Here is a 14,112-nt window from a genome sequence, read left to right as displayed (position 1 = left end):
TACTACTTGCCCTTGCTTACCGGGCTGTCCGTGCACCCAGCGTGGCACTGCGAGCAGTCCGCCGCGCCCTCGTTGGGCCAGAACTCGGGGTCGAGGGTGAACCCGGCCGCGCGGATCACGGCCTTCGTCGCGTCCATGGCGGCCCGGCCCGCCTCAGGGTCCGAACCGGTCTCGGTGTCGTCCGGGACGTGGTGGATGTACTCGGTGCCGAGCGCCTTGGAGAACGCGACGTAAGGCACGCTCCGCTGAAGGAACGCGTGCCAGAAGAGGTCCACCCGAAGTGACGGGGTGAGCGGCTCCTCAGAGCGCGTCGAGGCGACCAGGAAGGCCACCATCTGGTTCACGCCGCGCTCGCCCATCTCGTCGGACAGCTCCGGCCAGGTCTTGCGTACGTCCTGGATCAGGCTGCCCCGAAGGTCGGGGCTGATGAGGTCTGAGACCTCGGTCGACTGCTGTGTGATCGTCACGTCTGTGCCTTCCTGGTCATGGGACGACCTGGGGCCGGTCCCTGCGGATGGTGCGTGATCGTGGGGGAGCATCGTGGGCACGCACACGGGGGCCATCTGGCCGACGCTGCCGGAGTCAGCGGCTTCTCGCTTCGGTCGGTCGGATACACGACTTGTCCGCCGTATGTCTGGCCGCCGTCCCGGGATACCCGCAGAGTCATGATCATGAGGCGTGGTACCGGTGGTTGCGGAGCTTCACGTTCGCGTCAGACGCGGCGGACTTGTCTCCGCGCCTCCATGCCGCCTCCCGCTCCTGCGCAACCGTCGTGCAGATCCCGCAGCCTTCGACGGGCGTCGGCTGCAAGGCCGGGAGTGCGAGGGTGATCGGGCCTCCGGGGCTGCCTCCGGGAAGCCCCTGGTTCCTGAACTCCTTGGCCATTCGCTCACCCTCCTGATGCGGCTGCCTCACGACGCCTTGATGTTGCTCCGGAAGTGCAGGACAGAGCGACGGCGGAACGGGCGTCAGGTGGGCGTCCCTCAAACGCGCGTCAATGACGCCTCAGAGGGCGTCAAACCGGTGTCATTGAGCGGCACTTCGGTCTAGCTTTGACGTCATGACGACGACCGCCGTAGTGCCGAATGATGTGTTGCGGGCCGTACGTATCGGCCTGCGCATGAGCCAAGACGATTTTGCCAAGGCCATCCGTCGGGCAGGCGTAGAACTCGGAGAGCACAACGAGGCATCGAAGCGACTGGTACAGCGCTGGGAGTCAGGGACAAGTAAGACACCCCGGGGCGTGTACGCAAGGGCGTTAGAGCGGGTCACGGGCCGTCCGGTGGAGGCCCTGGGGTTCACCCTGCCGGTACCGATGGCTAGGGTCCACGCTGACGGCAAGGGAGGGCATGACATGGATGCGGGAGCAGACGGGGTCACCTCCGCTGCTGCAACCCCTCAGGCGGCTCAGACGGCCGCCGAGACCTACTCGGGGGTGTGGCTCAGCCGCTACGAGTTCTTCTCGTCAAGTCGGGATGAGACCTATGAGGGCAAGCACTATGTAGTGATCGTCCAGCATGGGAACCGGCTGACGGCTCAGAGCCTGCCCGGTGCGTCCTCGAACCCGGACAGCCCCCTCACCCTGGACCTGACCGTGGATCGCAACGTGGTCACTGGCTCGTGGGTGGAGCAGACCGCTTCGGACGGCTACTACAACGGCGCCCGCTACCACGGAGCAGTTCAAATGCTTGTGGAACCGACCGGCCGACGCATGGCGGGAAAGTGGGTCGGGTTCGGCAAGGACTTCGATGTGAACACGGGGCCGTGGGAACTGCGGCTAGTAGACCGGTCCACATCGAAGGCTGCGCTGGAGCAGTACAGCCGACCTCCGGAGTAAAGAACCGCTGCGGGGGCGGGTCGGTCACGTGACCAACGCATGACCAACAGCGGTCCGAAACACCGAGGAACAGCAGGTGAGGGTGACCAACCATGGCTGGCCCTGGGCGCCCTCCACGAGGGTGTTCATGCAGGTCAGTGAAGTAAGAAGCTGGTGCCCGAGTGGAGGGTTCAAGTCCCCCCTCGGACACAGACAGAACAGAGGAAGAACCCCACTCCGGTGGGGTTCTTTTGCATTCCCTTCCCGGTGCGCGGTGGCCGGATCCGGTGGTGCGGCATCATGGCCCCACGGTGTCGGAGGGGAAACAACGTGTCGCACGACGGGCCGGACAACAGCAGCGTGATCGCCGGGCGCTACCGCTTGGAAAAGCGGCTGGGCCGAGGCGGCATGGGGACCGTCTGGCGGGCCACCGACGAGCTCCTCGGGCGTCCCGTCGCCGTCAAGGAGCTCCACGTCGACGGGGGAACACAGACGAAGGGCGCCCTGCGGGAGGCCCGCACCGTCGCGCAGGTCAGGCATCCGCACGTCGTCGTGGTGCACGACGTCGTGGAGCACGACGGGCGCCCCCACATCGTCATGGAACTCGTCGACGGCGGATCGCTGGCCGACCGGCTCGGCGCCGACGGGCCGCTGAGCCCCGCCGAGACCGCGCGGACGGGGCTCGCCCTGCTCGGCGCACTGACCGCGGCGCACGCCCGCGGGGTGCTCCACCGCGACGTCAAACCGGCCAACGTCCTCATGGAGGCGGGGACCGGGCGGGTGGTGCTCACCGATTTCGGCATCGCCCGGCTCGCCGGGTCCACCACGATCAGCGAGACCGGCGCGTTCGTCGGCTCGCCCGAGTACACCTCGCCCGAGCGCATGCAGGGAGCCGCCGCAGGACCCGAGTCCGACCTGTGGTCGCTCGGCGTGCTGCTGTGCGCGGCGCTGACCGGCGAGTCGCCGTTCCACCGCGATTCGCTGGGCGGGGTCTTGCATGCCGTCGTGTACGAGGAGATCCGGCCCCCGGCGCAGGCGGGGCCGCTGATCCCGGTCATCCGCGGCCTGCTGGAGCGCCTCCCGGAGCGGCGGATGGGGGCGGCGGAGGCCGAGCGGCTGCTGTCGGCCTACGTGAGCACCGGGACGATGCCCGTCGTCGACCCGGTCCTCGGCCCGGCGCCGCCTGCTTCGCCGTCGTCTCCGCCGCGCGGGGCCGTGTCCGGCGCGGGCGCCGCGGTCGCCGCCCCGGTCGGGTACTCGCCGACCGAACACGTCACCCGGCCGGCCGCCCCTTCCCCGGCACGGGCCCGGCGGATCCGGCCCGCCGTCCGGGCGGGGCTGGTCGCCGCGCTCTTCGTCATCGCGGTCACCGCAGCCGTGGCCGTCACCGCACGCCTCGGCGACCAGACGGCGGGCGCCGCCTCCGGTTCGAGCCCGGCCGCCGCCACGCCCGCCCAGACCTCCCCCGCGCCGGCGGCGGCGCCCACCCGGACCGTGTCCGTGCCGGTGTCGGCGCCCGCCAAGCCCGCGCCCGCCGGGTACCGGTCCGTGGCCGACCCCGAGGGATTCAGCCTCGCCGTACCCGACGGCTTCGAGCGCGCCACCGACGACCAGCGGGTCTTCTACATCTCGCCGGACGGGGCCTTCCGGATCGGCGTCAAGGTGACCTCCGCGTCGTCCGACGGGCCGGTCGGCGTCATGCGGCTCTCGCACGCAAGCGGCCCGGCCACCAACCCCGGTTACCGCGACGGCGCGGTCGTGCCGACCACCCACAACGGACTGCCCGCCGCCCTCTGGGAGTTCACCTGGAACGGCTTCAGTACGGCCGAGGGCGCCCGGCACACCTTCGACGTCTGCTGGAACGAGAACGGGCGCATGTACGACGTCTGGGTGTCCGCGCCCGTGGGCCGGCTCGCGGAGGCGCGGAGCCACTTCGACACGGCGCTGGATTCCTTCGTTCCGGGCGGGCCGGCGGCCGCCGCCCGCTGAGCATCCGCGCCGCCGTACCGATCCCCGTACCGATCCCGGCTCGGGCCCGGCTCGGGCCCGGCTCGGGCCCGGCCCCGGATCGGTACGGGATCGACGCGACGTTGCGCGTTTCCGGTCCTGCGCTGCGGGGAGTTACTTCCCGGCCGGCGCTTCCCCACCTCCGGCCGGATCCGTCGACGGGGCCTGCGCCCTGCCCTGGGGAGGTCTTGTGGAGGTCTTCTCGCGGTGATCGACCGCGCAGAGGTGTGGGGTAGCGTCGCCGCGCTGCGCGGAGAGGAGCGGGGCATGCGCGAGATCACCGTCCCACCGGTCGTTACTGCGGCACCCGTCGGCGGGCTTGCCGACGCCGTCTTCCGGCACGCCCAGGAGGATCCCGGCCGGGTGGTGCTCGGGCGGAAGGAGGACGGGGTCTGGCGGGACGTGACCTCCGGGGAGCTCGCCGCCGAGGTGCTCGCGCTCGCCCGGGGACTGCTGGCCCAGGGGGTCCGGTTCGGGGAGCGGGTCGCCGTCATGTCGCGGACCCGTTACGAGTGGACCCTGTTCGACTTCGCGCTGTGGGCGATCGGCGCCCAGCCCGTTCCCGTCTACCCGACCTCGTCCGTCGAGCAGGTGCACTGGATCCTGCAGGACTCCGACTGCACCGCCTGTGTCGTCGAGGACGAGGACCAGGCCATGACCGTCGGGTCCGTCATCGAGCGGCTGCCGCACCTGCGGCGGCTGTGGCAGCTCGACGCCGGGGCCGTCGACGCGCTCGTCGCGGACGGCCGCGGGGTCGCCGAGGACCTGGTGCACCGGCACCGGGCCGCGGTCACGCCCGACGCCGTCGCCACCGTCATCTACACCTCGGGAACGACCGGGCGCCCGAAGGGCTGCGTCCTGACCCACGGCAATTTCATGTACGAGGCCGACACGATGGTGGCCCGGTGGGAGTCCGTTTTTCAGGCCGGGCCCGGGGAGCAGCCCTCCACCCTGCTGTTCCTGCCGCTCGCCCACGTCTTCGGCCGGATGGTGGAGGTGGCGGCCGTGCGGGCGCGGGTGAAGCTCGGGCACCAGCCGGTGCTGGCGGCGGCCGAGCTGCTGCCGGACCTGGCCGCGTTCCGGCCGACGTTCGTGCTGGGGGTTCCGTACGTCTTCGAGAAGGTCTTCGCGGCGGCCCGCCGGAAGGCGGAGACGGAGGGGCGTACGGGTCCCTTCGACCGGGCGGTCGAGACGGCCGTGCGGTACGCCGAGGCCCGCGAGCAGAAGGCGTTCGGCGTCGGGCCGGGACCCTCGGCCGGGCTGCGCATGGAGCACCAGCTCTTCGAGAAGCTGGTGTACGGCAAGGTCCGCGAGGCGATGGGCGGCCGGGTGCGGCACGCCATGTCGGGCGGGTCGGCGATGTCGCGCCGCCTCGGGCTGTTCTTCGACGGGGCCGGGATCACGGTGTTCGAGGGCTACGGCCTGACCGAGTCCTGCGCGGCGGCCACCGCGAACCCGCCGGGCGCGACGAAGTACGGCACGGTGGGCCGGCCGATCCCGGGCAGCAGCGTGCACATCGCCGACGACGGGGAGGTCTGGCTGCACGGCGGCCACATCTTCACCGGCTACCTCAACGACCCCCGGTCCACGCAGGAGGTGCTCCGGGGCGGCTGGCTGGCGACGGGCGACCTGGGCCGGCTGGACGAGGACGGCTACCTCACCATCACGGGGCGCAAGAAGGAGATCCTGGTGACCTCCAACGGCAAGAGCGTCGCCCCGGCCGCCCTGGAGGAGCGGGTGCGTTCGCATCCGCTGGTCGCACAGTGCGTGCTGGTGGGCAACGACCGGCCGTACGTGGCCGCCCTGCTCACGCTGGACCCGGAGGGCGTCGCGCACTGGCTGTCGATGCGCGGGCTCCCGCAGCTGCCACCGGCGCAGCTGATCCACGATCCGGATCTCACCGCGGAGGTGCGGCGGGCGGTGGTCGCCGCGAACACGCTGGTCTCACAGGCAGAGGCGATCCGCACCTTCCGGGTGCTGGCGGAGCAGTTCACGGAGGAACGGGGCCTGCTGACGCCCTCGTTGAAGCTGAAGCGGCGGGCGATCGAGAAGGCGTACGCGATGGAAGTGGCGGCCCTCTACCAGGCCTGACCGGACGGGCCTGCCGGGCCGCGGGGGTGTCAGTGGGGACGCCTACGGTGCGCGCTGTGGGGACAGGGCGAGGAGCGGTGGCTGCCGGGCCCGCAGGGGCTGCCGACCTGGGCCCGAACCCTGCGGGACTCTCCCCCACCCCGCCCCTTCCCGGAACCGGGGCTCCGCCCCTGACCCCCTCGGGGGCTCCGCCCCCGGACCCCTGCGCCTCAAACACCGGCGGGGCCGGCGGAGCTCAAGCGTCGGCCGGGGTGTATCCGGGTCCGGTTGGAGCTCCCGCGTTGGAGTTGGACGGGGTGTGGGCCGGGTACGGCGGTGGGACGGTGTTGCGCGGGGTGGATCTCGCGGTGCGGCCGGGGGAGATCCTGGCCGTGCTCGGGCCGAACGGAGCCGGGAAGAGCACCGCGTGCCGGGTGGCCGCCGGAGCCCTGGCCGCCGCGGACGGGCGGATCCTCGTCCACGGGCGGGACGTGACCCGTGACGGGCCCGTACGGCGGGCCCGGAGCGGTGTGCTGCTCGCTCCCGAGGCGCGGGGGATCTTCCCCTCCCTCGGCATCGAGGAGAACCTGGCGCTGTACCTGGAGGACCCCGCCGAGCGGGACGCCGTGTACGCGCGGTTCCCGCGGCTGCGGGAGCGGCGGGGCGTCGCCGCCGGGGCCCTCTCCGGCGGGGAGCAGCAGATGCTGGCCCTCGCTCCGCTGCTGCAGCGCCCGCCGCGGGTGCTGATCGCCGACGAGCCGTCGCTGGCGCTCGCCCCCCGCGTGACCGAGGAGGTGTACGCGCTGCTCACCGAGCTCCGCGACGCCGGGACCGCACTACTGCTGGTGGAGGAGAAGGCCCGCGCCGTGGCCGATCCGCCGCGCGTGCTGCTGCTGGACGAGCCCGCGTCCGGCCTGTCGGCGCCCGAACGGGAGCAGCTCGCGGCGGTCGTGCGCCGGCTGGCGGCGGAAGAGGGGTGCGCGGTGCTGCTGGTGGAACACGACGTGGCCTTCGTGATGGACCTCTGCACGCGGGTGGTCGTCCTGGACCTGGGAACGGTCCTCGCCGAGGGAAGTCCCGCCGCGATCCGGGCCGATCCGCTCGTCCGGGAGGCCTATCTGGGCGTTTCCTGACGGTGTGTCCGCCCGTCCGGGCCCTGGCGGGAATAGGCTCTCCAGGGCGGCTGGTTGTCGCCCCTCGTACCCGCCCGACGATCCGAGGGAACGGCCCAGACGTGAACCAGGTACCCGTCATCCGGCTCAACAACGGCACGCTCATGCCCCGGCTCGGGTTCGGCGTCTTCCAGATCCCGGACTCCGAGGCCGAGCAGGCGGTCGGGACCGCGCTGGAGGCGGGTTACCGCAGCATCGACACGGCGGCCGCGTACGGCAACGAGAGGGGCACCGGCAAGGCCATCGCAGCCGCCGGGGTGCCGCGCGGGGAGCTGTTCGTCACCACGAAGCTGTGGAACGGGCGCTCGCGGACCTGGCGCCGCGACGACGTGCTGCGCGCGTTCGACGGCTCCCTCGCCAAGCTGGGCCTCGAACAGATCGATCTGTACCTGATCCACTGGCCGCGCCCGATGCGCGACGACTTCCTCACCATCTGGAAAACCTTCGAGGAGATCGCGGCGGACGGCCGCGCCCGTGCCGTCGGCGTGTCCAACTTCCGTCCGGCCGACCTGGAACGGCTCGGCGGCGAGAGCGCGCTGGTCCCGGCCGTGAACCAGATCGAGCTGCACCCGCTCTTCCCGCAGGCCGGGCTGCGCGCGCTGCACGGCCGTCTCGGCATCGCGACCGAGGCCTGGTCGCCGCTCGGCCAGGGCAAGGAGCTGCTGACGCTCCCGGCCGTCGCCGAGACAGCCGCCAAGCACGGCCGCTCCGCCGCCCAGGTGGTGCTGCGCTGGCACCTGCAGCTCGGGAACATCGTGATCCCGAAGTCCGTGACCCCGTCGCGGATCCGGGAGAACCTGGACGTCTTCGGCTTCGAGCTGGACGCCGCCGACCTCGCCGCGCTGGACGCGCTGGCCACCGGTCCCTCGGCCGGGCGGATCGGTCCGGACCCGGCCGTCTTCGATGTCTGAACCGCGGATGAGCCTGCCCGACGGGGTCTACCGGATCCGGAACGTCGCCGGCGGTCTGCTGCTGCGGCTGGAGGGCGGGACCGGGGTGGGGGTGGGCCCGGACGGCCCGCCCGGGCCCCCGGCCGGCCGGGAGTGGCGGATCTCCCCGGTCCACAGCGGCGGCGGGATCGTCCACATCGTCAGCGTGCACAACGGCAAGCGGCTGGACGTCGCGAACGCGTCGACGGAGAGCGGCACCCGCGTCCAGGTGTGGCGGCCGAACGCGTTCGGCGCGCAGGAGTGGATCGTCGAGGAGCATCTCGACGATCCCGGTGTGGTGTCCCTGATCGCCTGTATCAGCGGGCTGCCGCTGGAGGCGGACGAGGAGGGCCGGGCCCGCCAGTGCGAGGACACCGACTCACCGTCGCAGTGGTGGCGCCTGGAGCCGGTCCTCCCGGCCCGGGGCGGGGGTCGGCCGGAGACGGCCGCCTCGTAGCTCGCCGCGCGGACGTCTTCGCACACGCGGCCGAGGACCGCCGTGGCGGCGGCCTCGGCGCGCGGCGTGCCACCGCGGACGGCGTCGTAGGCCTCGGCTTCGGCGTCGTGGTCGAGCAGCGTCTTCGCTCTCGTCGTCAGCTCGCGCCGTGGGCGGGGGCGATGGCCTCGACGCGTTCCGCGAGGGTGAAGTCGGTGCCGGTGACGGCGCCGCCGGCGCTGTGCGTGTTCACCGACACCCGCACCGTGTTGTAGCCGAGGGTGAGGTCGGAGTGGTGGTTCAACTCGTCCTGGACCGCGGCGATGTGGGCGACGAGCGCGCTGGCCGCGAAGTGGGTGCCCAGCCGGTAGGTGCGGATGATCCGGTCATCCTCGAAGGCCCAGCCGGGGAGTTCCCGCAGCCGGTCCTCGATCTCCTTCTGCGAAAGCGGCTCGTCTGCCATCGGCATGCTCCTTCACCGTTCGGGCCCGACTTCTGACGTGGGGTCAAGGTTCCCACAGCGTGCGCCGGAGGGAAGGTTTCGCGCCATAGTGCGTGCGGGTGCTTCCGCGCCTTCCGGGTCTGCGGCGGCGCCCCTATGCTCCTGCGCCGAACGTGACTGTTACCGCCGGTAATCCGCACTGGACCTCCGTTCCGGACACCAAAAGGGGCTTCTTCATGACGCGCACGGGCAGTTCGAGGCGCACGTTCATCGCGGGTGCGGCGGCCGCCGCCGGGGCGCTGGGTGCCTCCGGGGCGGCGGCCGCCCCCGCACACGCCCACGCCCGGGCCGCCGCCGCGGCCGGCCGCCGGGTCGCCGTCCTCGGCGGCGGGGTCGCCGGACTCACCGCGGCCCACGAACTCGCCGAACGCGGCTACGCCGTCACCGTGTACGAGCGCCGCGCGCTCGGCGGCAAGGCCCGCAGCATGGACGTCCCCGGCAGCGCCCGCGGCGGCCGCCGGCCCCTGCCCGCCGAGCACGGCTTCCGCTTCATCCCCGGCATCTACCACAACCTGCCCGACACGATGCGGCGCATCCCGTTCCCCGGCAACGCCCGCGGCGTGTGGGACAACCTCGTCGCCCCGCCCGAGATGATGTTCGCCCGGTCGGGCGGCCGCGAGGACCTGCGTGCACCCATCCCCTGGCCCGGCCACTCCCCCGCCACCCTGACGCCCGACGAGATCCGCCGCGCCCTGACCGGCATCGTCCAGTCGCTGGTCCGCCTGCCGCCGCACGAGAGCGCGTACTTCGCCGACCGCGTACTGGTCTTCCTCACCAGCTGCGACGAGCGCCGGAACGAGGTCTGGGAACACACCCCCTGGTGGGAGTTCGTACGCGCCGCCCAGATGTCGAACGAGTACCAGCGCATCCTCGCTGTCGGCATCACCCGCAACATCGTCGCGACGAAGGCCGAGGAGGCCTCCACCCGTACGGTCGGCACCCTGGGCGAGGCCTTCGTCTTCAACGCGCTGGGGCGCGGCGCGGACGGCCCGCCGGACCGGATCCTCAGCCTGCCGACGAACGAGGCCTGGATCGACCCGTGGGAGGCTCATCTGCGCTCCCTCGGCGTGGAGTTCAGGATGGGCTGGACGGTGCAGGAGGTGCAGTACGGGGCCGGCCGGGTGAGCGGGGTCGTGGCCCTGGACCCGGCCGGGGCCCGGCAGACCGTCACCGCCGACCACTACGTCAGCGCCCTGCCGGTCGAGCACGCCCGGCGCACCTGGAGCGCGGGGCTGCGCGCCGCCGACCCGATGCTGGGCCGCTGCGACCGGCTGAAGACCGACTGGATGACCGGCATCCAGTTCTACCTCACCGAGCGCGCCCCCCTCGTCCACGGGCACCTCAACTGCATCGACTCCCCCTGGTCGTTGACGGCGATCCAGCAGGCCGAGCACTGGCCTTCCCGGGACTTCCCGGCGGACTACGGCGACGGAACGGCGGTGGACTGCCTGTCGGTGGACGTCTCGGACTGGGACGAGCCGGGGATCCTGTACGGGAAGACGGCCAAGCAGTGCACCCGCGAGGAGGTCGCCCGCGAGGTGTGGGCACAGCTGAAGGCCTCCCTCAACGACACCGGGAAGACCCTGCTGACGGACCGCACCCTGCACTCGTGGTTCCTGGACCCGGGGGTGGACGGGCTCGGCACCCCCGACCCGACCAACCAGGACCAGCTGCTGATCCACCCGACCGGCACCTTCCCCGACCGGCCGAGCGCGGAGACGCGTGTCCCCAACTTCTTCCTCAGCGGGGACTACGTGGCCGTCGACATCGACCTGGCGACGATGGAGGGCGCCAACGCCTCGGCCCGCGCCGCCGTCAACGCCCTGCTGGACCGCGACGGTTCGAAGGCCGAGCGGTGCGCGGTGCAGCCGATGTACCGGGCCCCGGAGCTGGAGCCGCTCAGGCGGCACGACCTGTGGCGCCACCGCCTCGGCCTGCGAAACATCTTCGACCTGGGGTGACCCTCCTGGGCTACCGTCGTGGGCATGACCACCACGACGTCTGTCGGCGCCCTGCTCCGCACGTGGCGGGAGCGGCGCGGCATCAGCCAGTTGGAGCTGGCGGGCCGCGCCGACTCCTCCTCCCGCCACATCAGCTTCATCGAGACCGGCCGGTCCCGGCCGAGCGAGGAGATGGTCCTGCGGCTCGCGGACCGCCTCGACGTACCGGTCCGCGAGCGCAACGACCTGCTGCTCGCGGCGGGTTACGCCCCGCACTACGCGCAGACCCCGCTGGACGACCCCTCGATGGGGCCGCTGCGCGAGGGCCTCGAACGGCTGCTGACCGGCTACGAGCCCTACCCCGCGCTGGTCGTGGACGCCACGTACCACGTCGTCGCCGCCAACCGCGGCATCGCGATGCTGCTCGACGGCCTGCCGGAGCACCTGCTGGCCCCGCCGTTGAACGCCATGCGGATCACCCTGCACCCCGAGGGCCTGGCCCCGAAGATCCACAACTTCAGGGAGTGGCGCGGCCATCTGCTGGCCCAGATGGAGCGGCAGATCGCGCTGGCCCGCTCGGCGCCGCTGCGCGCACTGTACGAGGAGGTGTCCGCCTATCCGGTCGCCGACCGGCCGGGGGACGCGGCGCCCGAGGAGCCCGTGCCGTACATCGCGCTGCCGCTGGTCATCGAGCACGACGGGCAGCTGCTCTCCTTCGTGTCGTCCATCGCGACCTTCAACACGCCGATGGACGTGACCGTCGCCGAGCTGGCCATCGAGACCTTCCTCCCGGCCGACCCGGCGACGGTGAAGTACCTGCGCTCACTGGGGCCCTGAGGCCGACCGCAGCGCCAGCTGCTGGAGCAGGGCGAAGGAGGCGACGGTGAGGGCCTGCATCGGGATCCACACCAGGCCGGCGGTGGTGGGGGCGTCCCAGAGGAGGAGGGAGACCAGGCTGAGCGCGGCCCAGGCGCAGTTGGCCCCGATCACGAACTTCACCGGGAGGACCGGGGGCCGGCGGCGCGAGGCCAGCCATCCCACGCCCGCGCCGAAGAGGGCCAGGAAGACGCCGAGTTCGAGCAGGGCGGCCTGGCCGACGCCGAGCAGCCGGCCGAGCGGGGCGGAGAAGGCCGCGTACGCGAGGCCGTTCCCGGTGGTGACCACGGAGTCGAGGGCGAGGAAGCGGCGCAGCGCGGTCTGCGGGACGGTGGTGCGGGCGACGCTGCCGAGCAGGGTTGCGGACATGGCGGATCAGCCTCCGTCAAGGTCGGGGGCGCTCGGCCGGAACGGCCGGATGCGCTGGTGGGAACGGGTTCCGAGGCCGAGTGCGCGGTCTCGGAACCCGATGGCTCCACTGTGCCGCCGCCCCGCGCCGGGGTCGATTACCTCCGGGGTCATGAGGGCGCCGCCGGTGGGCGTGCCAACCTTCTTTGACTCACATCGCAAGAAACGTTGGGGTTCTCCTGTTTCGCCGGGGGGCTGAGGGCTACGCTTCACGGAGCCGAAGATCTCGAACGTCCTCTCGACATACGGAGAACCTCACGGTGCCAGCCTCCGCCCGACCCGATCCGGCCCCGGCCTGGGCCCGCGTCGCGGCATTGGCGGAGCGGAGCGGCCGGGACCCGGACGAGGTGTTGTGCCCGGAGCGGCTGAGCCGCCTCTGCGGAGTCGATCCCGCGCTCATTCCCCGCGTCCTGGCCGGGACCGCACCCGAGGTGCCCCTGTGCCGGCGGGTGCACCGGCGCTTCCTGCGGCTGCGGGCCACCCGCCGCGACAAGCACGGCCGGGAGTGGTCCCTCGCGGCCATCGCCGAGGACTTCCAGGCGCCCGGCGCCTCCCTCGGCCCCCTCAACGCGGGCACCGGGCTGCCCCGTCTCGGCCACGCGGCGGGCGTGCAGCGGTTCTTCGGGGTCTACTCCGGCTTCCTCCTCGCCGACAGCCAGTGCGCGGTGGAACGCGCACTCGCGGCCACCGGCTCCGGCGGCACCCAGGACCTCGACCACCTCTCGTACCTGACGGGCATGCCCCCGCACGACATCCGGCTCACGCTGGACGGGGCACCGCCCCGGCTCCCGCTGAAGGAGCAGGTGCACCAGCGGTTCGAGCACCTGCGGCGCACCCGGCCGCGCCCCGACGGCCAGGCGCACTCGCTCGCCGCCATCGCCCAGTCCTTCGACGCGTCGGGGCAGTCGCTGACCCGCCTCGCGCGCGGCGAGGGCCTGCCCAACCTCGCCGCGGCCGCCGGGATCCAGCGCTTCTACGGGGTCGACGGCGGCTTCCTGCTGGCCGACGAAACCGAGGCGCTCGCCACCGCCCTCGCCGGGATCGAGCGGGAGCTGGAAACCGCCGGACGGAACGCGGAAAACCCGATGCTCGCCGTACTGCGGGCGCACGATGTACGCAGCATCGTCACGCGGGCCGGACGGCTCTCTCCGGCGGGCTGGAAGTCCCTGGCCGACCACCTCGACGACCTGCTGGCACGCGAGGGCCAGCTGGGGCGGCCGGGTGCGGGCGGCGAACGCCCGTACCGCGTGGCAGTGCCGGACGACCGGAAGGCTGCCGAGGGGGGAGCGCCATGAGGACCACACGGACCATGCGGAAACTCGGCGGAGATCTGCTGGCGGAGGCGCGCCTGGCGCGGCCGGCCGACGCCGCCGGGATCATCGGGAGTCTGTGCGCCGCGTACGGCCGCCGGCGCGGCGGCCGGCCGGTGGAGTTCCGGTTCGCCGGATTCCCGCCCGACACGGCCAGCGGGCTGTGGCTGGAGATGGAGGAGCGCGACCTGCTCGTCATCGAGGAGCGCACCCGGCCCGAGCACCAGCTCGTCATCGCCTGCCACGAGTTATGGCACCTGGAGGAAGGCACCTGCGACAGCCACGGCCCGGGCATGGCCGTGGCGGCCCGGCTCACGGGACGCCGGGGCGGTCTGGCCGAGCTGCTGCACTCGGAGACCGGGCTGAGCAGTGTGGTGCGGCAGGCGGCGGCCCGCGCCGACCGGGAGGATCCGGCGGAGGTCAGGGCCGAGACCTTCGGCCTGTACCTCGGCCAGCTCCTGAAGGCGTTCCTGCCGGGGCCCCGCGAGGAACAGTTCCCGGAGGCGATCGAGCGCATCAAGTCCTCGCTCGGCTGGGGCCGTTGAGTGCACGCCCGCGCGGCGTGCCGATGACGCCCCGGTGAACGCCGTCTCCTCCTGCCGACGCACCTCACGCGCCGCTGCCCCCGCGCGGCCCTGACAGAGAG

At 72.5% G+C, this 14,112-nt stretch carries 13 protein-coding genes; 10 read left to right on the top strand and 3 right to left on the bottom strand.

Annotation, left to right across the window (positions count from 1 at the left end; genetic code table 11):
* Positions 1 to 2: 2 nt before the first annotated feature.
* Complete coding sequence (locus ABTY04_RS00515) at positions 3 to 467, bottom strand: glycine-rich domain-containing protein (RefSeq protein WP_352211079.1); 465 nt, start codon at positions 465 to 467, stop codon at positions 3 to 5.
* 593 nt (positions 468 to 1,060) lie between these two features.
* Here ABTY04_RS00515 and ABTY04_RS00510 point away from each other — a divergent pair.
* The 6 genes from ABTY04_RS00510 to ABTY04_RS00485 all read left to right on the top strand — a co-directional run bounded on the left by ABTY04_RS00510 (position 1,061) and on the right by ABTY04_RS00485 (position 8,451).
* A complete protein-coding gene (locus tag ABTY04_RS00510; RefSeq protein WP_352211078.1) occupies positions 1,061 to 1,837 on the top strand; it encodes a helix-turn-helix domain-containing protein in 777 nt (258 codons plus the stop codon).
* A 309-nt stretch (positions 1,838 to 2,146) separates the two neighbouring features.
* Positions 2,147 to 3,805, top strand: coding sequence for a serine/threonine-protein kinase (locus ABTY04_RS00505; RefSeq protein ID WP_352211077.1), 1,659 nt, complete (start codon positions 2,147 to 2,149; stop codon positions 3,803 to 3,805).
* A 285-nt stretch (positions 3,806 to 4,090) separates the two neighbouring features.
* A complete protein-coding gene (locus tag ABTY04_RS00500) occupies positions 4,091 to 5,914 on the top strand; it encodes an AMP-dependent synthetase/ligase (RefSeq protein ID WP_352211287.1) in 1,824 nt (607 codons plus the stop codon).
* Positions 5,915 to 6,195: 281 nt separating this feature from the next.
* Entirely contained in the window at positions 6,196 to 7,026 is an 831-nt protein-coding gene (locus tag ABTY04_RS00495; protein ID WP_352211076.1) for an ATP-binding cassette domain-containing protein, read from the top strand.
* A gap of 101 nt (positions 7,027 to 7,127) precedes the next feature.
* Entirely contained in the window at positions 7,128 to 7,976 is an 849-nt protein-coding gene (locus ABTY04_RS00490) for an aldo/keto reductase (RefSeq protein ID WP_352211075.1), read from the top strand.
* Positions 7,977 to 7,983: 7 nt separating this feature from the next.
* Positions 7,984 to 8,451 carry an RICIN domain-containing protein gene (locus tag ABTY04_RS00485; protein ID WP_352211074.1) on the top strand — a complete coding sequence of 156 codons (468 nt, stop codon included), beginning with the start codon at positions 7,984 to 7,986 and terminating at the stop codon, positions 8,449 to 8,451.
* A 136-nt stretch (positions 8,452 to 8,587) separates the two neighbouring features.
* Here the strand turns inward: ABTY04_RS00485 and ABTY04_RS00475 are convergent, their stop codons facing one another.
* Entirely contained in the window at positions 8,588 to 8,893 is a 306-nt protein-coding gene (locus ABTY04_RS00475) for a 4a-hydroxytetrahydrobiopterin dehydratase (protein ID WP_352211073.1), read from the bottom strand.
* Between the two features lie 215 nt (positions 8,894 to 9,108).
* On the opposite strand from ABTY04_RS00475, the gene ABTY04_RS00470 reads away from it, so the two are divergent.
* Together ABTY04_RS00470 and ABTY04_RS00465 are read left to right on the top strand one after the other, a co-directional pair.
* Positions 9,109 to 10,893, top strand: a complete 1,785-nt coding sequence (locus ABTY04_RS00470) for a hydroxysqualene dehydroxylase (protein ID WP_352211072.1) — start codon at positions 9,109 to 9,111, stop codon at positions 10,891 to 10,893.
* 24 nt (positions 10,894 to 10,917) lie between these two features.
* A complete protein-coding gene (locus ABTY04_RS00465; protein WP_352211071.1) occupies positions 10,918 to 11,709 on the top strand; it encodes a helix-turn-helix domain-containing protein in 792 nt (263 codons plus the stop codon).
* On the opposite strand, the gene ABTY04_RS00460 is transcribed toward ABTY04_RS00465, so the two are convergent.
* The gene (locus ABTY04_RS00460; protein ID WP_352211070.1) at positions 11,695 to 12,117 is read right to left on the bottom strand and encodes a hypothetical protein; all 423 of its coding nucleotides are present in this window, start codon (positions 12,115 to 12,117) and stop codon (positions 11,695 to 11,697) included. The two genes, ABTY04_RS00465 and ABTY04_RS00460, sit on opposite strands and share 15 nt — an antisense overlap.
* A 299-nt stretch (positions 12,118 to 12,416) precedes the next feature.
* Between ABTY04_RS00460 and ABTY04_RS00455 the strand changes: the two genes are divergently transcribed.
* Together ABTY04_RS00455 and ABTY04_RS00450 are read left to right on the top strand one after the other, a co-directional pair.
* On the top strand, positions 12,417 to 13,451 hold the full coding sequence (locus tag ABTY04_RS00455) for a hypothetical protein (RefSeq protein ID WP_352211069.1): 1,035 nt from the start codon (positions 12,417 to 12,419) through the stop codon (positions 13,449 to 13,451).
* The gene (locus ABTY04_RS00450; RefSeq protein WP_352211068.1) at positions 13,448 to 14,011 is read left to right on the top strand and encodes a toxin-antitoxin system, toxin component; all 564 of its coding nucleotides are present in this window, start codon (positions 13,448 to 13,450) and stop codon (positions 14,009 to 14,011) included. The genes ABTY04_RS00455 and ABTY04_RS00450 overlap by 4 nt, the downstream gene beginning before the upstream one ends.
* Positions 14,012 to 14,112 lie beyond the last annotated feature (101 nt).

Origin of the sequence: Streptomyces sp. NPDC097981 (genome assembly GCF_040302565.1) — a bacterium.
Taxonomy (GTDB): Bacteria; Actinomycetota; Actinomycetes; order Streptomycetales; family Streptomycetaceae; genus Streptomyces.
The sequence above is the reverse complement of the archived record's forward strand: the minus strand, read 5'-3'. Positions and strand labels throughout refer to the sequence as shown.

What these genes read in the sequence shown, in the direction of transcription:
- ABTY04_RS00510 (WP_352211078.1), top strand. Translation starts at nt 1,061, where the DNA reads ATGACGACGACCGCCGTAGTGCCGAATGATGTGTTGCGGGCCGTACGT.
- ABTY04_RS00500 (WP_352211287.1), top strand. Translation starts at nt 4,091, where the DNA reads ATGCGCGAGATCACCGTCCCACCGGTCGTTACTGCGGCACCCGTCGGC.
- ABTY04_RS00485 (WP_352211074.1), top strand. Translation starts at nt 7,984, where the DNA reads ATGAGCCTGCCCGACGGGGTCTACCGGATCCGGAACGTCGCCGGCGGT.
- ABTY04_RS00475 (WP_352211073.1), bottom strand. Translation starts at nt 8,893, where the DNA reads ATGGCAGACGAGCCGCTTTCGCAGAAGGAGATCGAGGACCGGCTGCGG.
- ABTY04_RS00470 (WP_352211072.1), top strand. Translation starts at nt 9,109, where the DNA reads ATGACGCGCACGGGCAGTTCGAGGCGCACGTTCATCGCGGGTGCGGCG.
- ABTY04_RS00465 (WP_352211071.1), top strand. Translation starts at nt 10,918, where the DNA reads ATGACCACCACGACGTCTGTCGGCGCCCTGCTCCGCACGTGGCGGGAG.
- ABTY04_RS00460 (WP_352211070.1), bottom strand. Translation starts at nt 12,117, where the DNA reads ATGTCCGCAACCCTGCTCGGCAGCGTCGCCCGCACCACCGTCCCGCAG.
- ABTY04_RS00450 (WP_352211068.1), top strand. Translation starts at nt 13,448, where the DNA reads ATGAGGACCACACGGACCATGCGGAAACTCGGCGGAGATCTGCTGGCG.